The organism is Roseomonas sp. GC11, assembly GCF_024437745.1.
Lineage (GTDB): Bacteria > Pseudomonadota > Alphaproteobacteria > Acetobacterales > Acetobacteraceae > Pseudoroseomonas.
The window spans coordinates 26164-46222 of the sequence record NZ_JANFNY010000024.1; the positions used below are offsets into that span (position 1 = coordinate 26164).

At 68.0% G+C, this 20059-nt stretch carries 21 protein-coding genes; 12 read left to right on the plus strand and 9 right to left on the minus strand.

Features of this window, described 5'->3' with window-relative positions; translation table 11 throughout:
- Positions 1-8 precede the first annotated feature (8 nt).
- The 10 genes from NON00_RS09680 to NON00_RS09725 are packed head-to-tail and all read left to right on the plus strand — an operon-like array spanning position 9 to position 11271.
- Positions 9-881 carry a branched-chain amino acid ABC transporter permease gene (locus NON00_RS09680; protein WP_256020127.1) on the plus strand — a complete coding sequence of 291 codons (873 nt, stop codon included), beginning with the start codon at positions 9-11 and terminating at the stop codon, positions 879-881.
- A complete protein-coding gene (locus tag NON00_RS09685; RefSeq protein ID WP_256020128.1) occupies positions 878-1834 on the plus strand; it encodes a branched-chain amino acid ABC transporter permease in 957 nt (318 codons plus the stop codon). Before NON00_RS09680 ends, NON00_RS09685 begins: the two co-directional genes overlap by 4 nt.
- Positions 1831-2583 carry an ABC transporter ATP-binding protein gene (locus NON00_RS09690; protein WP_256020129.1) on the plus strand — a complete coding sequence of 251 codons (753 nt, stop codon included), beginning with the start codon at positions 1831-1833 and terminating at the stop codon, positions 2581-2583. Before NON00_RS09685 ends, NON00_RS09690 begins: the two co-directional genes overlap by 4 nt.
- A complete protein-coding gene (locus NON00_RS09695; protein WP_256020130.1) occupies positions 2576-3277 on the plus strand; it encodes an ABC transporter ATP-binding protein in 702 nt (233 codons plus the stop codon). Before NON00_RS09690 ends, NON00_RS09695 begins: the two co-directional genes overlap by 8 nt.
- 7 nt (positions 3278-3284) lie before the next feature.
- Positions 3285-4691, plus strand: a complete 1407-nt coding sequence (locus NON00_RS09700) for an MmgE/PrpD family protein (RefSeq protein WP_256020131.1) — start codon at positions 3285-3287, stop codon at positions 4689-4691.
- Positions 4691-5572: an oxaloacetate decarboxylase gene (locus NON00_RS09705; RefSeq protein WP_256020134.1), complete on the plus strand. Its 882-nt coding sequence runs from the start codon at positions 4691-4693 to the stop codon at positions 5570-5572. Before NON00_RS09700 ends, NON00_RS09705 begins: the two co-directional genes overlap by 1 nt.
- On the plus strand, positions 5569-7221 hold the full coding sequence (locus NON00_RS09710; protein WP_256020135.1) for a hydantoinase B/oxoprolinase family protein: 1653 nt from the start codon (positions 5569-5571) through the stop codon (positions 7219-7221). The genes NON00_RS09705 and NON00_RS09710 overlap by 4 nt, the downstream gene beginning before the upstream one ends.
- Positions 7218-9272 (plus strand): hydantoinase/oxoprolinase family protein, encoded by a 2055-nt coding sequence (locus NON00_RS09715; protein ID WP_256020136.1) that lies wholly within the window; start codon positions 7218-7220, stop codon positions 9270-9272. The genes NON00_RS09710 and NON00_RS09715 overlap by 4 nt, the downstream gene beginning before the upstream one ends.
- Complete coding sequence (locus NON00_RS09720; RefSeq protein ID WP_256020137.1) at positions 9269-9883, plus strand: cysteine hydrolase family protein; 615 nt, start codon at positions 9269-9271, stop codon at positions 9881-9883. Before NON00_RS09715 ends, NON00_RS09720 begins: the two co-directional genes overlap by 4 nt.
- Complete coding sequence (locus NON00_RS09725; RefSeq protein ID WP_256020138.1) at positions 9880-11271, plus strand: FAD-dependent oxidoreductase; 1392 nt, start codon at positions 9880-9882, stop codon at positions 11269-11271. Before NON00_RS09720 ends, NON00_RS09725 begins: the two co-directional genes overlap by 4 nt.
- Before the next feature lie 52 nt (positions 11272-11323).
- Here the strand turns inward: NON00_RS09725 and NON00_RS09730 are convergent, their stop codons facing one another.
- From NON00_RS09730 to NON00_RS09745, 4 genes are all read right to left on the minus strand, one after another.
- Positions 11324-12226: an ABC transporter permease gene (locus tag NON00_RS09730; RefSeq protein WP_256020139.1), complete on the minus strand. Its 903-nt coding sequence runs from the start codon at positions 12224-12226 to the stop codon at positions 11324-11326.
- Complete coding sequence (locus tag NON00_RS09735; RefSeq protein WP_256020140.1) at positions 12223-13242, minus strand: ABC transporter permease; 1020 nt, start codon at positions 13240-13242, stop codon at positions 12223-12225. The genes NON00_RS09730 and NON00_RS09735 overlap by 4 nt, the downstream gene beginning before the upstream one ends.
- On the minus strand, positions 13235-14317 hold the full coding sequence (locus NON00_RS09740) for an ABC transporter ATP-binding protein (protein WP_256020141.1): 1083 nt from the start codon (positions 14315-14317) through the stop codon (positions 13235-13237). Before NON00_RS09740 ends, NON00_RS09735 begins: the two co-directional genes overlap by 8 nt.
- Before the next feature lie 67 nt (positions 14318-14384).
- Positions 14385-15560: an extracellular solute-binding protein gene (locus tag NON00_RS09745; RefSeq protein ID WP_256020142.1), complete on the minus strand. Its 1176-nt coding sequence runs from the start codon at positions 15558-15560 to the stop codon at positions 14385-14387.
- A 313-nt stretch (positions 15561-15873) separates the two neighbouring features.
- Between NON00_RS09745 and NON00_RS09750 the strand changes: the two genes are divergently transcribed.
- On the plus strand, positions 15874-17031 hold the full coding sequence (locus NON00_RS09750; RefSeq protein ID WP_256020143.1) for a hypothetical protein: 1158 nt from the start codon (positions 15874-15876) through the stop codon (positions 17029-17031).
- A gap of 206 nt (positions 17032-17237) precedes the next feature.
- A complete protein-coding gene (locus NON00_RS09755) occupies positions 17238-17528 on the plus strand; it encodes a hypothetical protein (RefSeq protein WP_256020144.1) in 291 nt (96 codons plus the stop codon).
- A 30-nt stretch (positions 17529-17558) separates the two neighbouring features.
- Here NON00_RS09755 and NON00_RS09760 read toward each other — a convergent pair whose 3' ends face one another.
- Genes NON00_RS09760 through NON00_RS09780 form a run of 5 tightly spaced genes read right to left on the minus strand, consistent with a single transcriptional unit; the run spans position 17559 to position 20049 of the window.
- Entirely contained in the window at positions 17559-17996 is a 438-nt protein-coding gene (locus NON00_RS09760) for a hypothetical protein (RefSeq protein WP_256020145.1), read from the minus strand.
- 4 nt (positions 17997-18000) lie between these two features.
- The gene (locus NON00_RS09765) at positions 18001-18483 is read right to left on the minus strand and encodes a hypothetical protein (RefSeq protein WP_256020147.1); all 483 of its coding nucleotides are present in this window, start codon (positions 18481-18483) and stop codon (positions 18001-18003) included.
- A gap of 14 nt (positions 18484-18497) precedes the next feature.
- Positions 18498-18917, minus strand: a complete 420-nt coding sequence (locus tag NON00_RS09770) for a hypothetical protein (RefSeq protein ID WP_256020148.1) — start codon at positions 18915-18917, stop codon at positions 18498-18500.
- The gene (locus NON00_RS09775) at positions 18914-19498 is read right to left on the minus strand and encodes a hypothetical protein (RefSeq protein ID WP_256020149.1); all 585 of its coding nucleotides are present in this window, start codon (positions 19496-19498) and stop codon (positions 18914-18916) included. The genes NON00_RS09770 and NON00_RS09775 overlap by 4 nt, the downstream gene beginning before the upstream one ends.
- 2 nt (positions 19499-19500) lie before the next feature.
- Positions 19501-20049 (minus strand): hypothetical protein, encoded by a 549-nt coding sequence (locus NON00_RS09780; RefSeq protein ID WP_256020150.1) that lies wholly within the window; start codon positions 20047-20049, stop codon positions 19501-19503.
- Positions 20050-20059 lie beyond the last annotated feature (10 nt).

Genomic DNA, 20059 nt, shown 5'->3' on the forward strand with positions numbered 1-20059 from the left:
GCCGGCTCATGTATTCTCCCGCCATCGTGGCCGAGGCCATGGTGAACGGCCTGATGACCGGGGCGGCCTACGCCCTGGTCGCTCTCGGGCTGACCCTGGTCTATGGCGTGCTGCACATCGTCAACTTCGCCCATGGCGCCCTGCTGACCTGCGCCATGTTCGCGGTGCTCGGCATGGAGCAGGGGCTGGGCATCGGCCCCTATGCCGCCATCCTGCCGCTGGGCGTGCTGTTCTTCCTGCTCGGCTACGCGCTGCAACGCTACGTCATCGGCCCTTCCAGCCATGGGGAGGACCGCAACACCCTGCTCGTCACGCTGGGCATTTCCATCGTTCTGGAGAATGCGCTGCTGGCGGCCTTCCGCTCGGACACGCGCACGCTCGGCGGCGATATGGGCTTCGATGTCGTCGAGCTCGGCCCCATGCTGCTGTCGCGGCCGCGCCTGGTCGGCTGCGCCGTGGCGCTGGTGGTGGCGGCGCTGCTCTGGCTGCTGCTGGCGCGCAGCGATACCGGCCGCGCCATCCGCGCTGTGGCGAAGGAGCGCTTCGGCGCCCAGGTGGTGGGCATCGATCCGCGCCATATCTTCGCCGTCACCTTTGGCATTGGCTGCGCCTGCCTGGCGGTGGCGGCCTGCCTGCTGCTGCCGACTTTCTACGTCAACCCGCGCGTCGGCAACGCCTTCGTGCTGGTGGCCTTCACCATCGTCGTGCTCGGCGGCATGGGCTCGGTGGTGGGAGCGCTGGTCGGTGGCCTCGTCATCGGCGTGGTCGAGAGCCTGGGCGGCCTGCTGCTGGGTGAAAGCCTCGGCCAGCTCGGCATCTTCCTCATCTTCATCCTGGTGCTGCTGCTGCGGCCCACGGGCCTGTTCGGGGCAAGGGCATGAAGCCGCGCGACCTTCTGCCCCTGCTGCTGCTGCTGGGTGCCCTGGCGCTGACGCCGCTCTTCGCCTCCAACCTGCTGCTGAACTTCCTCGTCTCCGCGCTGATCATCGCGCTGGGCGCGCAGGGCTGGAACCTGCTCGGCGGCTATGGCGGCCAGCTTTCCTTCGGCCATGCCGCGCTCTTCGGCACGGGGGCCTATGCCACGGCGATCCTGCAGGTGAAGTTCGGGCTGAATGCCTGGCTGGCCTTCGCCTGCGGCATCGCGCTCGCGGCGCTGGCCGGCTGGATCATCGGCTATCTCAGCTTCCGTGCCCGGCTGCGCGGTTCCTACTTCGCCCTGGTGACGCTGGCCTTCGCCGAGGTTCTGCGCATCCTCGCCAATGCCGCCGACTTCACCGGAGGTGCTGCGGGCCTGCTGATCAAACTCCAGCCAGGGCTTGCGAATTTCCAGTTCGCCAGCCGCGCCGGCTATCTCTGGGCGGTGCTGGCCTGCATCCTCGTGGTCGGCCTGATGACACTGTGGATCGACCGGGGCCGTTTCGGCGCGCAGCTCGTCGCCGTGCGCGAGAATGAGGATGCGGCGCGGGCGCTCGGCGTCGATGTATTGGCGACGAAGCTGCGTGCCATCACCCTCTCTGGCGCCATCACCGGTGCGGCAGGCTGCCTCTACGCGCAGAATTTTCTCTACCTGGACGCCAGCATCGCCTATGGCACCTGGATTTCGGTGGAACTGCTGATCGCCGCCATCGTCGGCGGCCTCGGCACCGTGCTGGGGCCTGTGATCGGTGCCCTGGCCCTGCACGGGCTGGGCGAGGTGACCAAGGGCCTGCTCGGCTGGCTGACCGGGATCGACCTCGTGCTGTTCGGCATCATCCTGATCGCCGCCGTGGCCTTCGTGCCGAGTGGGCTGGTGGGGGCGCTGCGGCGCCTGCGCATGCGGGGAGCCGCCCGATGAGCCTCCTGATTCTTGAAGCCCTTAGCAAGCGCTTTGGTGGCCTGCTCGCGGTGGACAATGCCTCGCTGGTGGTGCGGGAAGGCAGCATCACCGGGCTGATCGGCCCGAATGGCGCGGGCAAGACGACCCTCTTCGCCCTGGCCTCCGGCTTCCTGGAGCCGAGTTCAGGCCATGTCATCTTCTCCGGGGAGGATGTGACGGCGGAGGAGCCGCATCTGCGCGCCCGCCGTGGCATCGCGCGCACCTTCCAGATCGTCCAGCCCTTCCAGGGTCTGACGGTGCGCGAGAACATCGCTGTCGGGGCCTATCTCCGCCATGCCGGGCGCGATGCCGCGCTGGCGATGGCCGAGAGCGTGGCGCGGGAAGTCGGCCTGGCGCCGCTGCTCGACACGCCGGCGGCGGCGCTGACGGTGGCCGGGCGCAAGCGGCTGGAACTGGCCCGTGCCCTCGCCACCCAGCCGCGCCTGCTGCTGCTGGACGAGGTGCTGGCGGGCCTCAACCCCTCCGAGGTGCGTGACATCCTGCCTGTTCTGCGCGGCATCCGCGCCCGTGGCGTCACCATCCTGATGATCGAGCATGTGATGCAGGCGGTGATGAATCTCTGCGACCACGTCCACGTCCTGGCGCAGGGGCGGATGATTGCCGAGGGGCCGCCGCGCGCGGTCTGCAACGATCCCGTGGTGATCGAAGCCTATCTGGGCCATGGCGCCGCGGCACGCATCCGCGCCGAGGGAGGCGCGCATGCTTGAGGTGAAGGGGCTGCACGCCGGCTATGGTGTGGTGGAGGTCCTGCGCGGGATCGACATGGCGGTGTCGCGCGGGGAGATTGTTGCCGTGCTGGGCGCCAATGGCGTCGGCAAGACGACCCTGAACAAGGTGTTCTCCGGCGTCATTCCGGCCTGGGCGGGTGAAATCCTGTTCGAGGGGCAGCGCATCGACCGGGCCACGCCGGATGCCATCGTCGCGGCTGGCCTCATCCATGTGCCTGAGGGGCGCAAGATTTTTCCCAACATGACGGTGCGCGAAAATCTCGAACTCGGCAGCTATCGTCGGGGAAAGCCGCGCCGGGCCCGTAACCTGGAGCATGTCTTCTCGGTCTTTCCGCGCCTGCGCGAGCGGTCCGCGCAGGCCGCCGGCACGCTGTCCGGCGGTGAGCAGCAGATGCTGGCCATTGGGCGTGGCATGATGGCTGAGCCGAATCTTCTGATCCTCGACGAGCCTTCGCTGGGCCTTTCGCCACTGCTGGTCGAGGAGATGTTTACCCTGATCCGCCGGCTGAATGCCGACGGCCTTCCCATCCTGCTGGTCGAGCAGAACGTGGTGCAATCGCTGGAAATCGCTTCCCGTGCCTACATCCTTGAGAACGGCCTCTTCGCCCTGTCGGGCAGCGCCGCCGAGGTGAGCGGGAATCCGGAACTGCGCCGCGCCTATCTCGGCATGTGAGGTCACGATGAACATCGTCACCGCCGGCGTTGAGCCGGCCTCCGTGCTGCTGCGTCGGCAGCGGCCGGAATGGCTTGAGGAGTGGGGCCGCTTCGCCGCCTCCTTCTCCTTCGCCGACCTGCCTGAAGAAGCGCGCGACCGTACGCGCCTGGTCCTGTTGGACAGCATCGGTGTCATCGCCGCCGGCATGCAGGAGCCCGAACTGGCATCCCTGCTCCGGCAGCCAACTTATGCGGCGGGAGGCACGGCCATCGCCATCGGCGCCGGCCATACCTTGCCGCCCCTGCTCGCCGCCTTTGCCAATGGCACCGCCGGCACCATGCTGGAACTGGACGAAGGCAATCAATACGCCCGTGGCCATCCCGCGATTCATGTCGTGCCTGCCGCCCTGGCCGCGGCTCCGCGCGATGGCGCTGCCCTGCTCGGCGCCATGGCCCTGGGCTATGAACTGGGCGCGCGGATTGGCATTGCCAGCAAGCTGCGCGTGACGATGCATCCGCATGGAACCTGGGGCACGCTCGGGGCTTTTCTGTCGGTGGCGCATCTGCGCGGTGCCGATGCCCAGCAGATCATGCAGGGCATCAACCTCGCTTCGAGCCTTGGACTGTCTACCAGCCGCCGGACCATGCTGGAGGGTGCGACCGTCCGTAACACCTATGCCGGTTTCTCCAATCAGCTGGGCCTGATGGCATGGGATCTGGTCGCGGCCGGCTTCACCGGTGAGACCGATGGTGTCGGCGCTGTCTATGGCGGCATTATCGCTGAGGATTTCCAGCCCTCTGCCATGACGGATTCGCTTGGCGTGCGTTGGGAAATCGCGAGGAACTATTTCAAACGGCACGCCGCCTGCCGCTATACGCATGGCGCTCTTGATGCGCTGGGCATGCTGCGTGCGCGGTTGCCCGGTCTGCGCGTCGAGGACATCGCCGCGATATCAGTGGAAACTTATGTCTGGGCAGCGCAACTTGATCTGCCTGCGCCGGCCAACATGCTCTCTGCCAAATTCTCGATACCCTTTGCCCTGGCAACGGCCCTGGTGCATGGCGAGGCCAGCGTCCCCGCCTTCCGTCCGCCTGCGCTCCAGGATCCTGCGATCCGCGATCTGGCAGCCCGTGTCACTGTGCGCGAAGATCTCGCACTGACAGCCCAACTGCCTGGCCTGCGGCCGGCCCGCGTTGCCATGACTTTGCGCGATGGCTCTGTGCACCAGGCCGAAGTGCTGACCAATCGCGGCGATACCGAAGATCCCTACGAGGCTGCCGACATCATCGCAAAGTTCCGCTCTCTGGCTGTTCCTGTCTGGGGAGAAGCTGGGAGCACGGCGCTGCTCGATGCGGCTCTGGAAGTCGATCAAGCGGGTGGACTCGACCGTCTTTTCTCCTTGCTGGCGCTACCGCCGCGGAGCATGAACTGATGAGCCTAAAGGACAAGCTGAGCCATGCGGCTCCTGTCGTCGCCCCTGGCGTCTATGATGCGCTGACAGCCAGCCTCGCGGAGAGCGCGGGTTTTCAGGCACTGTATGTATCAGGTGCGGCCATTGCTTATACGCGGCTTGGGCGGCCTGATATCGGCCTCGTTGCCATGACCGAGGTTGCCGAGACCATCGGCCTGATTCGCGATCGTGTTGCCTTGCCGCTGATCGTTGATGCCGACAACGGTTATGGCAATGCACTCAACACGCAGCGCACCGTCCGGCTTTTCGAGCGTGCGGGTGCGACCGCTCTGCAGTTGGAAGACCAGACGCTGCCAAAGCGCTGCGGGCATCTTCAGGGAAAATCGCTGATCAGCGCCGGTGAGATGGCCGGAAAGATCAAGGCTGCCGTTGACGCCCGTCATGATGTGTCCACGCTGGTGATCGCACGGACGGATGCGGTGGCTGTCGAGGGTATGGATGCCGCACTGGACCGTGCGCGCCTCTATGCCGAGGCAGGTGCCGACATCCTGTTTGTTGAAGCTCCCCGCTCAAGCGAGCAATTGTCGCGCATCGCGCGTGAACTGGGTGGGCTGCGTCCGCTGCTGGCCAATATGGTCGAGGGGGGTGAAACTCCCATCGCCTCAGCCGCCAAGCTCGGCGAACTCGGTTTCCAGCTGGTCATTTTTCCGGGTGGCATTGTGCGCGCACTGGCCCACACTGCCCGCGACTACTACGCCTCCCTGGCGCAGCACGGTAGCAATCAACCCTTCGCCGCGCGCATGTATGATTTCAATGCGCTGAACGAGTTGATCGGGACGCCGGAGATGCTGGCACTCGGCGAAACCTACGCACAGCACGAGCGGAAGGAAGATGCGGCATGAGTGGCATTGACCCCGTCACTCTGGCCATCCTGAAAGGGCGGCTGGAACAGATCGCCGATGAGATGGATGCAACGCTCTATCGCTCGGCCTTTAATCCGATCATCGCCGAGGCCAGGGATGCCTGCCACGGTTTCTACCATGCCGAGACCGGCGAAACCCTGGTGCAGGGTGCCAATGGCCTGCCGATTTTCGTTGGTGCCATGGCCTTTGCCGTCAAGGCGGTGATTGACAAGGTGGCCCAGTCGGGAGGCGTGCGCCCGGGCGACACCTTCCTGTTCAACGACCCTTATGATGGCGGAACGCATCTGAACGATTTCCGTCTGGTGCGGCCTGTCTTTCGGCAGGGAAAGCTGTTCTGCTGGATGGCGTCGGTTGGCCATTGGCTGGATATCGGCGGCAATGTTCCTGGTGGCTACAATCCCAAGGCGACCGAGAGCTTCCAGGAAGGCGTGCGCATTCCCCCCGTCCGGCTGATGACGGAAGGCCGGATGAATCAGGATCTTCTGGATATCCTGGCTGCCAATACGCGCGTCCCGCAATCGAACTGGGGTGATCTCAACGGTCAGCTCAACGCCCTCGACCTTGGCGAGCGCCGCTTTGCCGCCCTGCTCGACGACTATGGCGAAGCCACGGTGGCAGAGGCTTTCCACGCCTTCTCTGACCGTGCCGATGCGATGATGCGCACGGCCATCCAGGGCCTTCCGGATGGACGCTACAGTTTCGAGGATGTCCTCGACAATGATGGCATCGATGACAAGCCGCTGACCATCGCGCTGGATCTCACCATCGCGGGCGAGACGATGGCGTTGGATTTCTCGCGCTCCTCGCCCCCGGTGCAAGGGCCGGTGAACATCGCGCGCTCCACGGCGATTGCGGCCTGCTATGTCGCCTTGAAGCATGTTTTCACCGAGGTGCCGGCCAATGCCGGCTGTCTCCGCCCGATCACCTTCACGGTGCCGGAGACAACGCTGCTGGGCGCCACGGCACCGCGTCCTGTCGCGGGCTATACGGAAACCATCCTGCGCCTCATCGGTGTCATTTTCGGTGCCCTGGCCAAGGCGGATCCCGCGCGTGCTACGGCGGCGCCCTTCGGGACCATCAATGCCCTGTCCCTCGCCGGTCATCGGCCCGATGGATCACGGTGGGTGATGTTTTCCTTTTTTGGTGGTGGGCTCGGCGGAAATCCGGAAAGCGATGGCCTGAGCCACGCCAACAATCCGATCTCCACCGCCACGATTCCGCCGGTCGAAATCCTGGAGGCCGCCTATCCTGTCCTGTTCCGCCAATGGGCCTTGCGTGCGGACTCCGCAGGACAGGGCCAGCACCGAGGTGGCCTCGGCGCGGTCTATGAGATCGAGCCTTTGACCGATGCCCGCGTTTCGCTGCTCGGCGAGCGTGGCAAGGCTGCTCCCTTCGGCGTTTCGGGTGGTAGCGCAGCTGCGTTGAATCGCTTCACCTGGTGGGATGAAGCCGGCGCGCACCATCCACCGATGGTCTCGAAGATTACGGATATCGCCCTCAGGGCGGGCCAGCATATCCGTCTTGAAACACCGGGCGGCGGCGGTTGGGGTGATCCCACGCTGCGCGATCCGCAGGCGGCCGAGCGTGACCGCCGCCTTGGCTATGTGACGTCGGAGTCCGCGGCATGAGCGCGACCATCGTCGGTGTCGATGTCGGCGGCACCTTCACGGATCTCTTCTGTTTCGATGAGGCGAGCGGTCGATTCCGCACGGCCAAGGTGCCTTCGAACCGTGGCGATGAAGCCGTGGGCTTCCTCGAAGGTCTGAAGACCTTTGGCCCCGTGGCGCAACTCGCCTCCGTCGTGCATGGCACCACCGTCGGCACCAATGCCCTGCTGGAACGCAAGGGTGCGAAGGTCGGCCTGATCACCACGCGCGGTTTCCGGGACGTGCTGGAAATGCGCCGGCGTGACCGGCTGCGCACCTGGGGTCTCTGGGGCGATTTCCTGCCGGTCGTTGATCGTGACATGCGCCTGGAAGTCAGCGAGCGGACCCTGTCCGATGGCAGCATCCGTGAGGCCGTGCAGACAGCGGAAGTGCAGGAAGCCGTGCGGCACCTGCTGCATATGGGCGCTGAGGCGCTCGCCATTGTCTTCATCAATGCCTATGCCAACCCTGCCAATGAACAGGCCGCGCTTGAAGCCGCCCGCGCGGTATGGCCGTATGAAACCATCGCCTGCTCAACACAGATCCTGCCCGAGATCCGTGAATTCGAGCGGACCTCGACCACTGCTCTGAACGCCTACCTGCAACCGGTCGTGGGGAGTTATCTCGGCAAGCTCGATGCCGCCCTGCAAGGTGAGGGATTCACGGGCAAGTTCCACATCGTGCAATCCAATGGCGGTGTGATGTCGACCGCCACCGCGCGGCGCCTGCCGGTGCGCACGGCCCTGTCGGGCCCTGCCGCCGGTGTCATCGCGGCGGCGGCGATCGCGCGGGAGGCTGGCTTCCCGGATGTCATCACCGGCGATCTCGGCGGCACCTCTTTCGATGTCTCGCTGGTTGTCGGGGGAGCCACGGCGCTGGCCGCGCAGACCACCATCGACTTCGGCATGGTCATCCGCACGCCAATGATCGAGATCAGCACCATCGGTGCCGGTGGTGGTTCCATCGCGCATGTCGATGCGGGCGGCCTGCTGCAGGTGGGGCCGGAAAGCGCGGGCTCGCGCCCTGGCCCTGTCTGCTATGGCCAGGGCAATACCCGCCCGACGCTGACCGATGCCAATGTTGTCCTCGGCCGCATCAATGCGGAGCGGCCGATCGGTGGCAAGTTGCAGCGCCTGGATGTGGAGGCGGCCAAGGCCGCCATCCTGGAACATGTCGGCCGCCCGCTGGGTCTCGACGCCATGGCGGCGGCGGAAGCCATTCTGCGCGTGGCCAATGCGCGCATGGCAGGTGCTATCCGCCTTGTCTCGATCGAGCGTGGTCATGATCCCGCGCGTTTCGCGGCGGTGCCCTTCGGCGGTGGCGGCGCGCTTCATGCTGGCGCGCTGATTCGCGAGGTTGGGTTGAAAGCCGCGCTCGTGCCACGCTATCCGGGCGTGACGTCCGCGCTGGGCTGCGTCATCGCCGATATCCGCCACGACCAGGTGCAGACCGTCAATCTGACGCTCGACACGCTCGACGAAGCCACGCTGGACCAGCGCATGGTGGCGGAAGCCGCTGCTGCCCGCGATGTTGTCGAAGCCGCTGGCCTCGCCGTGGAGAGGATCGATACGGTCTTCGAACTGGACATGCATTACGCCGGCCAGACCCACACCGTGGCGGTGCCCTTGCCCGTCGCCGTCGGGGAAGGAACGACGGGCGTCACCTGTGCCATCATTCGCGCGGCGTTCGAGGCAGCCTATCAGACCAGTTTCTCCCGCCTCCTGCCCGGGCTTGGCGTGCGCATCGTCAACCTCCGCACGGCGGCCATTGGCCGGCGGCCGCGCTTCGATCTCGGCATGCTGGCCCCTGAGGCGGGGACGACGCTGGAGGCGGCCCGTCGTGGTACGCGCCCCGTCTGGTTCGAGGGCGCTTGGCACGAGGCCGCCATCTTCGCCCGCCTGGAACTGCCCGTGGGGGCGGAGGTCGCAGGCCCCGCCATCCTGGAGCAGCCCGATGCGACGACCGTCGTCGATCCTGGCCTGATCGCGCGTGTCGATCGCCTGGGCAATGTCATCGTGGAGCGCGCGGCATGAACCAGGATGTGATCCCCGTCACTGAAACCGCTTTGCTGGTCGTCGATCTCCAGAATGACTTCCTGCACCCCGAGGGAGCCTATGCGCGCGGCGGCCTTGCGGAACCGGCCATCGCCGCGCTGCCGCAGCGCCTGAAGCCGCTGGCCGAAGCCTTGCGGGCGAAGGGGGGCTGGGTGGTCTCCACCCAGTTCACCCTGGTGCCGGGCAAGGATGGCGAGCCGATCATCTCGCCCCACCTCAAGGCGCTGCGGCCTTTCCTGCGCAAGGGGGATTTCTGCCCCGGCGCCTGGGGGCACCAGCTGGTCGATGCCTTGCAGCCTGCCGATCTGTCGGTGGAGAAGGTGGCCTACTCCGCCTTCTACATGACGCGTCTGGAATGGGTGCTGCGCAAATCGGGCATCCGCCGCCTGCTGGTGGGTGGCATCGTCACCAATGGGGGCGTCGCCTCGACGGTGCGCGACGCCCATGTGCGCGATATCGACGTCACCGTGCTGGAAGATGGCTGCGCCGCTTTCAGCGCGGAGACCCACGCAACGGCCATCGCCGCCCTGCGCCCCGTCTGCCATATCGCCACCATTGGCGAGGCCCTGGCGGAGATCGCCGTGGCATGACGGTTCTTCCTGTTCCTGACACCGGTTTTGAGCTCACCCTGCCGGTGGTGGTGATCGGTGCCGGCGCCGCTGGCCTCGTGGCGGCGTTGGCCCTCCGCCAGGCCGGGCAGGATGTCCTGGTGCTGGAGCGCGATCCGGTGCCGCGCGGCTCCACCGCGCTCTCTGCCGGCCTCATTCCCGCGTCAGCCACGCGCTGGCAGCGTGCCGCGGGCATCGAGGACAGCGCGCTCCTGTTCGGCGCCGATATCATGGCCAAGGCGCAGGGCGAGCCGGATCCGGCGATGGTGCAATCCGTCGTCGAGCGCATCGGGGGCGTGCTGGAATGGCTGGCGGATCGGCATGGCCTCGATTTCTCGGTCATCACCGATTTCCGCTACCCGGGCCACTCGGCCTGCCGCATGCACGGCCTGCCCAGCCGCTCCGGCGAGGAACTGGTGGACCGCCTGCGTGAAGCCGCGGAGGCGGCGGGTGTCGAGATCCTTTGCGATGCCCACGTCATCGCCCTCTACGCCGATGATCAGGCGCGGGTGCACGGGCTGCGCTTCCGGCGCCCGGATGGCAGCGAGGAAAGCCTGGGCTGCGAGGCCCTGATCCTCGCCTGCAACGGCTATGGCGGCAATCCGGATCTCGTCGCGCGGCATGTGCCGCAGCTGGCGGGGGCGCTCTATTTCGGCCATGCCGGCAATCAGGGCGATGCCGTGCTCTGGGGGGAGGCCCTGGGGGCGGCAACGCGCCATCTCTCTGGCCACCAGGGGCATGGCTCCGTCGCGCATCCCATCGGTATCCTGATTTCCTGGGCGACCATGACCCAGGGTGGCGTGCAGGTGAACCTGTTGGGCCAGCGCTTTTCCGATGAGAGCCACGGTTATTCCGAGCAGGCGGCCACCGTGCTGCGCCAGCCTGAAGGCACGGTGTGGAGCATCTTTGATGAGCGGATTGCCGGCATCGCCCGGCAGTTCGAGGATTTCCGCCAGGCCGAGCAGGCGGGCGTGGTGGTCACGGCCGCTGATCTTCCGGCCCTCGCCGCGGTGACGCGCCTGCCATGCGAAGCCCTGGCGGCGACGCTGGAAGAAGTGGAGCGGATGAAAGCAGGTGCGGAGAAGGATCGCTTCGGGCGGGACTTCGCCGGGCAGCCGCCGCTTCAGCCGCCCTATCGCGCGGTGCGCGTCACGGGCGCCCTGTTTCATACGCAGGGTGGGCTGGTCGTGGATGGGCAGGCGCGCGTGCTGCGGCCGGATGGCGCGCCGCTTCCCAATCTCTACGCGGCGGGGGGCGCGGCCTGTGGCGTGTCCGGCAGCCGTGCGGAAGGATACCTGTCGGGCAATGGGCTTTTGACGGCGGTGGCGCTGGGGCATGCGGCGGGCGTTGCCGCGGCGGGGCGGGGTTGAAAAAAAGTCCGGGGGAAGGAATTCCCCCGGACCCCCATCTTTTTTCTGTCAGTCAGATGGCTTGCGTCGCGGTGTCGCTCGCGCCAGGCAGGGCGGCCATGTCCTGGCTCTCGGCGCGCAGTGCGTTCCGCTCGCGGCGCGCGGCTTTTGCCTCCTCGCGGCGCTTCGCCACTTCATAGAGCAGCGCGCCGGCCACGGTCACCGCGATGATCGTCACGGCCAGCGCGCTCAGCGCCGGTGTCGTGCCCTGGCGCACCCGGCCGGCCAGCACCGTGGTCAGCGTCTTGTCGGCCAGGATCGAGAAGGTGGTGGTGTTGTAGTTCTCGAAGGAGGACAGGAAGGCCACCACGGCGGCGGAGCCGATGGAAGGCGCCATGAAGGGCAGCATCACATCGCGGAACACCTGCCAGCGGCTGGCGCCGAGATCCAGCGCCGCCTCCTCCAGCGTGCGGTCGAACCGCGCGAGCCGGGCCAGGAAGATCAGCATGGTGTAGGCGGAGATGAAGCTGGATTGCGCCAGCACCGTCATCAGCGTGCCGTCATAGAAGAAGCGCAGGCCGGTGAGCTGCGTCGCCTGCCGCCAGAAGACGACGGTGGAAATGCCGATGATGACGCCCGGCGTCAGCACCGGCGAGACGACGATCAGGTAGTAGAAGGAGCGCGCCCGCGCCTGCAGCTGCGTCATCACCAGCGCGCCGGCGAGGCCCACGGGGACGGAGACGAGGACAACAAGAAGCCCGATCCACAGGCTGGTGCGCAGCCCCAGCATCAGGTCCTTGTCGCCCGCCAGCTTGCCGAACCAGTCGAGCGTGAAGCCCTCGAAGGGCCAGGCCTGCGGATAGGCGGGCGTGTTGAAGGCGGTGATGCCCATCACCACCAGCGGTCCGAAGAGATAGGCGAAGAACAGCAGGATGTAGAAGCCCACCAGGGCACGCCGCAGCGTGTCGGCCCTCATTTCGCGATCTCCCCGAGGCCGAGGCGGAACAGCTTCAGCACGCCCAGCACGAAGATGATGCAGGCGACGAGCAGGATCAGCGCATAGGCCGCGCCCTGCTGCCAGTTGAAGGCCTGGTAGAAGCGGTCATAGACGATGGGCGTGAACCACAGGCTGCGCGGCCCGGCCAGGATCAGCGGCGCCGCCAGGGAGCCCGCCGTCAGCATGAAGACCAGCGTGGCGCCGGAGCCGATGCCCGGCTTGGCATGCGGGATGACGATGAAGGCATGGATATGCCACCACGGCGCCCCGAGGTCGCGCGCCGCCTCGATCAGATTGCGGTCCAGCGTCTCGATCGCGTTGTAGAGCGCGAACATCATCATCAGCAGATAGGCATAGGCGAGGCCGGAATAGAGCGCGACATCCCCCGCGATGAAATCCACCGGCTGGTCCGTGAGGCCGAGCGACATCAGAACCCGGTTGATCAGCCCCTGATTGCTGAACAGCAGGCGGAAGGCGAAGGCCCGCAGAAGCTCGTTCACCCAGTAGGGGGCGATCAGCATCAGCATCATCAGCCGCAGCCGCGCCGGCCGCGCCACCTTCGCCATGTAGAAGGCGACCGGGTAGCAGATGCAGAAATCCAGCGCCGTCACCAGGATGGAGACGAGGATGGTGAGGCCGAAAGCCTTCAGGTGGGTGACGTTCCAGCTGTCGGTCGATGTGTTCGAGCCGAACAGGAAGAAGCGGTAGTGGTCCAGCGTGTAGATGTCGCGCGCATTGCCCCACTGCGCCGGCGGCAGCCGCGGGCGGAAGGACAGGTCGATCATCGACAGCAGCGGCAGGACGATCATGAAGACCGTCCACAGCACCACGGCGAGGATCAGGAAGGAGGCCACCGGCCAGCCATTGCGCGCGATGAAGCCGGGCGGCGCATCAGGGCCGAGCGCCCGCCGTTCCCGCCAGGAGAGGGTGGCGAGCGCCAGCACCATCAGCACCGGCACCGCCAGGATCACCCATTGGCCGGTACTGCTATGCATCGCCATAGCCCTCGCGCGGCAGCAGGATGGCGGCCTCGGGGTCGTAGTCCAGCCAGGCTTCCTGGCCGGGTTCCGGCGCCTGCCGCGCCGCCGCGCCGGAGAGGGAGAGCAGCAGCGCGCGACCGCCACCGCAGCGCAGCGTCAGATGCGTCGTCGCGCCCTCGAAGGCGCGGCCGGTGACGGTGCCGGCGAGGCGCCCGGCCCCCGGCTCCACCAGCGACAGCGCCTCGGGCCGCAGGAACAGCACGGCCTCCGAGCCGGGCGCCAGCTGCCGGCTGTTGCGGCCGGGCAGGGGGCCAAGCTCCGTCTGCACGCGCGCCAGATCGCCATCGCGGTCCAGCACGGCGCCGGGCAGCGCGTTGTTCTCGCCGACGAAGCCGGCGACGAAGGCGGTGCGCGGCTGGTGGTACAGCGTCTCGCCATCGCTGATCTGCTGGATCACGCCGCGGCTCATCACCGCGATGCGGTCCGACATGGTCAGCGCCTCGCCCTGATCATGCGTGATGTAGATGAAGGTGATGCCGACGCGGCGCTGGATGGCGCGCAGCTCGGTGCGCATATGCTGGCGCAGCTTGAGGTCGAGCGCCGAAAGCGGCTCGTCCAGCAGCAGGATCTTCGGCTCCACCGCCAGGGCGCGGGCGATCGCCACGCGCTGCTTCTGGCCGCCGGACAGCTCATCGATGCGCTTGTTGCCCTGGCCGGGCAGGGCGATCAGCTCCAGCAGCGCCTCCGCCCTGGCCAGCCGCTCGCGCTTGCCCATGCCGCGCACACGCAGGCCATAGGCGATGTTCTCCGCCACCGACATCATCGGGAAAAGCGCGAGGTTCTGGAAGATCAGCGCCGTCGGCCGCTCATTCGGGCCGGTGCCGCGCATGTCGCGGCCCTCGAAGAGCACGCGCCCCTCGCTCGGCTGCACGAAGCCGGAAATGGCGCGCAGCAAGGTCGTCTTGCCGCAGCCGGAAGGGCCGAGGAAGGAGAAGAACTCGCCCTGGGCGATGTCGAGCGAGGCATCCTCGACCGCGGTGAAGCCGCCGAAGCGGACGCTGACGCGGTCAAGCACAAGGGCTGATGTCATGGGCACCCGTCTGCCAGGAAGAACAGGGATCGCGGGGGCGGGCAGGCGCCGCCCCCGCGCGGCATCCTCAGGCGGCCTTGAACTTCTCGGCGTACTGGGTGCGCAGGTCGGCGAACCAGGAAGGCTCCGGCACGCGGTGCCACAGCTTCGCCGTGGCATCGCCCGGATAGGCCTCCAGGAAGTTCTTCTTGGCCACATCAGACAGAAAAGCATCCGCCCCCTTGGCCACCGGGTTGTAGCCCGAGCCATCCGCCACCTTGGCCGAGACCTCGGGGGAGTGGATGTAGTTGATCCAGGCATAGGCCTGCTCGACATTGCGCGCGGCCTTGGTGATGGCCCAGCCATCGAGCCAGGCGATCGCGCCTTCCTGCGGCGCCATGTAGGAGACGGGGCGGCCCTGCTTCTTCAGCGACAGCGCCGGGCCATCCCAGGTCTGGCCGATGACGACGCCATTCTCCAGCAGGCCGGACTTGGTGTTGTCGGCCGAATCCCAGAACTGGCGGATCTGCGACTTCTTCTCGATGGCGAACTTCAGGATGGGGTCGTAGATGCGGCGCATCGACGCCTCATCCTTGTAGCTGTCCATCATGCGGTTGCTGGCCAGGCGGCCGGTGCGGTCCCACCACAGGCCGATGCCGAGCAGCAGCGAATGCGGCCGGCCCTGCACCTTGCCGCGATAGGCCTCGTCCCACAGCGTGCCGTAGCTCAGCGTCTCATAGTTCAGCGTTGTGAGGTCGGTGCGCCAGGAAATCGCCTCCGAACCCCAGCAATGCGGCACGTGGTAGAGCTTGCCGCCCCAGGTCCAGACGCTGGTCGAGCCCTCCAGCATGGCCGGCAACAGGCGGTCGAGCTGCAGCTTCTTCGTGTCGAAGGGCGCCAGCACCTCAAGCTCCTGGAACTGCGGCGCGCGGTCGCGCGTCGGCTGGCAGAGGTCGAAGCCTTCGCCGCCGGTGGCCTGCAGCTTGTTGATCTGCTCCTCATTCTGCGAGAAGGGCGTCTTGTTGATGCGGATGCCCGTCTTCTTCTCGAAGTCGGGGATCACCTCGCCCGGCAGTTCGTCATCCCAGTGCAGCAGGTTGAGCGTGCCGGAGGAGGACAGCGCGTCCTTCACATACCACGGCCCCATCGCGGCCACGGTGCCGGCGGCGCCCGCCTTCAGGAAGAAACGGCGGCTGAGGCCGCGCGCCGCGCGCAGCGTCTCGGCGGCCTGGGCCGTGGCGGCCATCTTGTTGGTGTCAGACATGCTGTGAAGCTCTCCCCTGGCTCTACGGCCGGATACCGGTCCCTGCCGCTGCCCTAAGCAGGAAGCAGGCCAGTCCGGCCCGGGCCTCCTCGGGCCGCCCCGGGCCGCCGCGGGTGGGGACTGCTCTGCGATACCCGGTCAAAGCCTGGGCGGATCGTTGGGGATGTGTGCCTTGTTTCTGTGCAAAGGCCGCGCCGGAGCCTGCCGCCGGCGTGGAGGGGGGGAGGGGCGAGGAACGAGCGTTAACGGAGTCTTGGAACAAGCCACGGTTCTTCCTGGTTCAGGCGGTCGCTGCCGGTGTCAGGAACGAGTCATGCCTTTCTCGCCCCCAGCCCATTCGTCCCAGGCGCATTCCTCCATCGTCTGCGACCATGACTGGCTGTCGCATATGCGCTCCCGGCCGCAGATCCTGGGCGAATTCGCCGAGGCCCTGCCAGGGCAGGGGGATCTGGTGATGGAGGAGGCGGCCGCACGTGCCTGGCCGGGCCATGGCGGCCGGGCGCTCGACCATTTCGAGGCGGCGCTGGACGAGATGGAGGCCGGCTTCACCGCCATCGCCGAGGCCGAGGACGCCTATCGCGCGGCCATGGAGCACTGGCTGGCCCAGCAATGCCTCACCTGGACGACGCTGGCGGCGGCCTGGGTGGGGGCTCTGCTCTCGCCCCGCCGGCGGGAGGATTACCGCCGCCTCGTGGCGCTGCGGCAGACGCAGCCCCTGTCCGACCGCGAGGCCGCCGCCGCCTTTCGCAAGGCGCGCGCCGAGGCGGATGCGCGCATCCAGCAGGGCGGCCGGCTGGCGGCCACCTGGGCGGTGCAGGCGGCGCTGGCCCTGGTGCTCACCGGCCGCACCCCCTCCGGCCCGCTGGCCGAGGCGGTGCAGGCCTATGACGCGGCGGTGACGCGGCGCGCCATGCTGCGCCACCGCATCGTCGTCTCCGCCATGGGGGTGAGCCAGACCTTCCCCTTCGAGATCACCCCGCCCCCGCCGCCCGCGCGCCGCCCGCGCCTCGCCTGGCCGGCGGAACTCGGCTCGATGGGCATCCCGAGCCGTGTCGAGGACCCGCTGCGCATCGCCGTCTCCGTGCGGGCCGATGGCCTCTCCTGGGAGGGCGGCGATGTCTGCGTGCTGGAACTCGGGGAATGGGAGGTCGCCATGCCGCTCAGCGAGGCGGGCTCGGCGCGCATGCTCGGGCTGATCAGCAAGTTCAACAATTTCCGCTCCGTCCGCGGGCGTGAGGACACGATGGTCCTCGGCTATGACGTGCCCAAGGGCGTGGAGAGCATGCGCCTGACGCGCCACATGCGGAACTGGCAGGCCGAGCAATGGGGCCTGACCGTCGATCTGCGCTATGAAAAGCTGCCGCGGGAGAAGGCGCCGAAGGGCGCGAATGCGGCCGGCAATGCGCCCGGGACCTCTTCAGGGAATTCCCCGGGGGATTCGCTGGCCGCCGGCGCGCCGTCGCGGGGCTGAGAGGCCGTTTGACAGCACGGCGCGTGATCTTGAAAAGGTCTTCGCCTCTCTCTCTCGGCCCCCGCGCCACAGGGAAAGAAAGAGGGGCGTTTGAGAGGGCAAAGCTCCCTCCAGCCAGGAGCGGCCCGTATTCCCAAACAGCCGCTGAGCCGGCTGCGGGGCCGCTCCCGGAGAACAGGTCCGTCCACGCCCATCTCCAGGCGGCGATGCCGCAATTGTCGCGGACAGCCTTCAGCACCCATCGGGCGCATTTGCTGATGGACCCCTCTGGCCATGTGCTGGAGGCGAACGAGGCCGGTGACGGACCACGCCATGCCCGGCATGAGCGGGGCGGAACTGGCGGCGCAGGCGGCCGGGCAATGGCCGGGCAGGGGCATCTGCGCAGGTCCGGCTCTGCGGAGAACATCGCCCTGAAGAAATTCCCCATCCTCCCGAAGCCCTTCCAGAAGGAGGATCTGCGGGAACGGCTCGGCAGGGCCGGCCACCCCCTCCAGTGAGGGGGGGCGGGCCAGCCCCGGCGCGGCGGATCAGTCGATGGCGTTGGCCTGCAGGAACAGCGCCTGGGAGAGGGTTTCGAAGAAGCGCTGGAAGGGCGCGGGGTCGGACAGTTCGTGCTGGTTCAGCTGGCCCGAGGCGCGGACGATGGTCCGGTTGCCCTCGCCCCGGCGCAGGGTGACCGTGAAGCGGACCAGCCCGCCGCCGCCATAGCGCGTGGCGCTGATGGTGCCGAGCACGGTATCGGCGCGGTCCACGACGAAGCCCAGATCCTGCAGGGCGCTGATCGCGGCCTGATACACCTTGCCCTGGTCCGCCGTGTCGAAGGCGCGGGTGGAGATGGCGCGCTGCGCCGCCTGGCTGTTGGCGCTGCCGAGCACCTGCTGGCGGCTGTCCGTCTGGCAGGCGGCGAGCAGCGGCAGCAGCGCCACCGCGAGGGCGGCGCCGAGGCGGGAGGAGGGGGCTGGCACGGTGTCAGATCTCATGCGCGGTGAGGAAGGCGGATTGCGCCATCTTCTCGAAGAAGCCCTGGTAGATGGCCGGGTCCTCCAGCGTCTCCCCGGCGGTGAGCAGGGAGCCCGGGCGGGGGGTGATGGACTGGAAGGTGGCGCGGACCAGAATGCTGCGGCCATCGGCGCCGGGGCGGAGCACCACCTGCGCGCGCACGCGCCCATCGGCGGTCCTGGTGCCGACGATGATGCCGTGCTCGGCCTGCGTCTCCTCGATCTGGTAGCCGAGGTCCTGCAAGGTGCCGATGGCGCTTTGCAGCATCAGCCGGCGGTCGGCCGTGTCGAAGCGGCGGGTCTGCCGGGCGCGCAGGGCGGTCGCCGCCGCGCTGGGGGTGAAGGCGGCGGCCTGCTGCGCCGGGGTGGGGGCACAGCCTGCCAGCGCCGCCAGGGCCGCGCCGGGCAGCGCCGCCAGCAGGAGGCGCCGCCGGGGGCAGGGCTGGCGGGACATCGCGCCGGCGCCGCTCAGAAGCTGGAGGCGCGATAGGAGAAGTCGCGCACCTTGCCCGCGGCGTCATAGCGGATGATCACCGTGAGGGTGCGCTGCGAGGTGCTGGACGCCCCGGCGCGCCCGCCCACCCCGCCGAGGAACAGCACGCCGGCGCCGCCCTCGGAGGAGGAATAGACCTGCTCGGTGGAGATGCGGTCATAGACCCAGGTTTCGCGCCGCTGCTCATCCGTGGTGACGATGTTGGGCGAACCCAGAACCCCGCCCACCTCGGCGCCGCTCATGCCGGCACGGATCTCGCGCTGCACTGTGCCGACGGTGACGCGGTCCTGCGCCTCGCGGCCGGCGGCAACGCTGCGGGCGTGGTCGCTGGCCGGGGTGCAGCCGGCCAGGAGGGCGGCGATGCCCAGGAGGGGCAGGAAGCGGGGGCTGGTCATCGCGGGGCGGCTCCGGTGGCGGGGCTGGCGGCGGCGGGGCTGGCGGCGGCGGGCTGCGCGGCAGCACGGGCGGCGGCCTCGCGTTCCTTCAGGGTGTTCAGCTCGGCGGTGGGGCGCAGGGCCTCGGGGGCTGCCACCTCCGCCGGCGCCGCGGCCAGCTCGCGCTGCAGCGTCGCCGCCAGCTGGGTGTAGAAGTTCTTCTCGTAGAATTCGGCGCTGTCCACCTGCGCCTCGCGCTGCGGCGAGACGATGGTGGCATTGGCGCGCACCACTGAATCCTGCGGCGTGCGGGCGCGCACCACCACGGCCATCCGCAGCGTGGTCATGCGGGTGGCGGAGACGGTGCCCGCATCCGGCTCCACCTTGGTGATGCGGTAGCCGAGATCATGCAGGGCGGCGATGGCGCCGCGCATGGCGGCATCGGCATCGACCGGCACCAGCCGCACCTGCGCCGCGCGCAGCTCGGTCGCGGGCTTGCTGCTGGGCTCGAAGACCATCTGCGGCTGGACGCAGCCGGCCAGCAGCGGCGCGCAGAGCGCCAGGGACAGGGGTATGGAGATGGACAGGATCGGGCGCGTCATGCTCAGGCCCCACGCGCCAGGCCGGCGCGCACCTTCTCGAAGAAGCCGGTGGAGAATTCAGGCTCGCTCAGCCGCTCGACGCGGGTGAAGCCCTTGTTCGTGGTGACGATGCGCTCGAAGGAGACGCGGAGCTGGCTGTCCCGCGCGCCGAGGGGGCGGGTCGTCAGGGTCGCACGGATCACCTGATCGGTGTCATAGATGGGGTCGTAGCGGACGCCAACCAGCGCCAGCCCGATGGCCAGGGCCACCTGGCCGGCGACCTGGCCGGCCTCGGTCGCATCGCGGTCCTTGCTGCCGGCGAGGACGCCGTAGCGGGGCGCGCTTTCCTCGATGGTGAAGCCGAGATCCTGCAGGACCTGCGTGGCCTCGATGAGCAGGCGCTGCTCCGGCACGTCGGCGAAGCGCGCGGTCTGCGTCTCGCGCAGTGCGGCGGCATTCTCCAGCGGCGCGCCGATCCGCAGGGCGGCCTTATTGGCCCAATCCGGATCCTGCTGCTGGCAGGCAGACAGGAAGATGGCCGCCGTTATGGCAGCCAGAGAAGAAAGGCGCATCAGGCTTCCC

What these genes read in the sequence shown, in the direction of transcription:
- NON00_RS09680 (WP_256020127.1), top strand. Translation starts at nt 9, where the DNA reads ATGTATTCTCCCGCCATCGTGGCCGAGGCCATGGTGAACGGCCTGATG.
- NON00_RS09685 (WP_256020128.1), top strand. Translation starts at nt 878, where the DNA reads ATGAAGCCGCGCGACCTTCTGCCCCTGCTGCTGCTGCTGGGTGCCCTG.
- NON00_RS09690 (WP_256020129.1), top strand. Translation starts at nt 1,831, where the DNA reads ATGAGCCTCCTGATTCTTGAAGCCCTTAGCAAGCGCTTTGGTGGCCTG.
- NON00_RS09695 (WP_256020130.1), top strand. Translation starts at nt 2,576, where the DNA reads ATGCTTGAGGTGAAGGGGCTGCACGCCGGCTATGGTGTGGTGGAGGTC.
- NON00_RS09700 (WP_256020131.1), top strand. Translation starts at nt 3,285, where the DNA reads ATGAACATCGTCACCGCCGGCGTTGAGCCGGCCTCCGTGCTGCTGCGT.
- NON00_RS09705 (WP_256020134.1), top strand. Translation starts at nt 4,691, where the DNA reads ATGAGCCTAAAGGACAAGCTGAGCCATGCGGCTCCTGTCGTCGCCCCT.
- NON00_RS09710 (WP_256020135.1), top strand. Translation starts at nt 5,569, where the DNA reads ATGAGTGGCATTGACCCCGTCACTCTGGCCATCCTGAAAGGGCGGCTG.
- NON00_RS09715 (WP_256020136.1), top strand. Translation starts at nt 7,218, where the DNA reads ATGAGCGCGACCATCGTCGGTGTCGATGTCGGCGGCACCTTCACGGAT.
- NON00_RS09720 (WP_256020137.1), top strand. Translation starts at nt 9,269, where the DNA reads ATGAACCAGGATGTGATCCCCGTCACTGAAACCGCTTTGCTGGTCGTC.
- NON00_RS09725 (WP_256020138.1), top strand. Translation starts at nt 9,880, where the DNA reads ATGACGGTTCTTCCTGTTCCTGACACCGGTTTTGAGCTCACCCTGCCG.
- NON00_RS09730 (WP_256020139.1), bottom strand. Translation starts at nt 12,226, where the DNA reads ATGAGGGCCGACACGCTGCGGCGTGCCCTGGTGGGCTTCTACATCCTG.
- NON00_RS09735 (WP_256020140.1), bottom strand. Translation starts at nt 13,242, where the DNA reads ATGCATAGCAGTACCGGCCAATGGGTGATCCTGGCGGTGCCGGTGCTG.
- NON00_RS09740 (WP_256020141.1), bottom strand. Translation starts at nt 14,317, where the DNA reads ATGACATCAGCCCTTGTGCTTGACCGCGTCAGCGTCCGCTTCGGCGGC.
- NON00_RS09745 (WP_256020142.1), bottom strand. Translation starts at nt 15,560, where the DNA reads ATGTCTGACACCAACAAGATGGCCGCCACGGCCCAGGCCGCCGAGACG.
- NON00_RS09750 (WP_256020143.1), top strand. Translation starts at nt 15,874, where the DNA reads ATGCCTTTCTCGCCCCCAGCCCATTCGTCCCAGGCGCATTCCTCCATC.
- NON00_RS09755 (WP_256020144.1), top strand. Translation starts at nt 17,238, where the DNA reads ATGCCGCAATTGTCGCGGACAGCCTTCAGCACCCATCGGGCGCATTTG.
- NON00_RS09765 (WP_256020147.1), bottom strand. Translation starts at nt 18,483, where the DNA reads ATGTCCCGCCAGCCCTGCCCCCGGCGGCGCCTCCTGCTGGCGGCGCTG.
- NON00_RS09770 (WP_256020148.1), bottom strand. Translation starts at nt 18,917, where the DNA reads ATGACCAGCCCCCGCTTCCTGCCCCTCCTGGGCATCGCCGCCCTCCTG.
- NON00_RS09775 (WP_256020149.1), bottom strand. Translation starts at nt 19,498, where the DNA reads ATGACGCGCCCGATCCTGTCCATCTCCATACCCCTGTCCCTGGCGCTC.
- NON00_RS09780 (WP_256020150.1), bottom strand. Translation starts at nt 20,049, where the DNA reads ATGCGCCTTTCTTCTCTGGCTGCCATAACGGCGGCCATCTTCCTGTCT.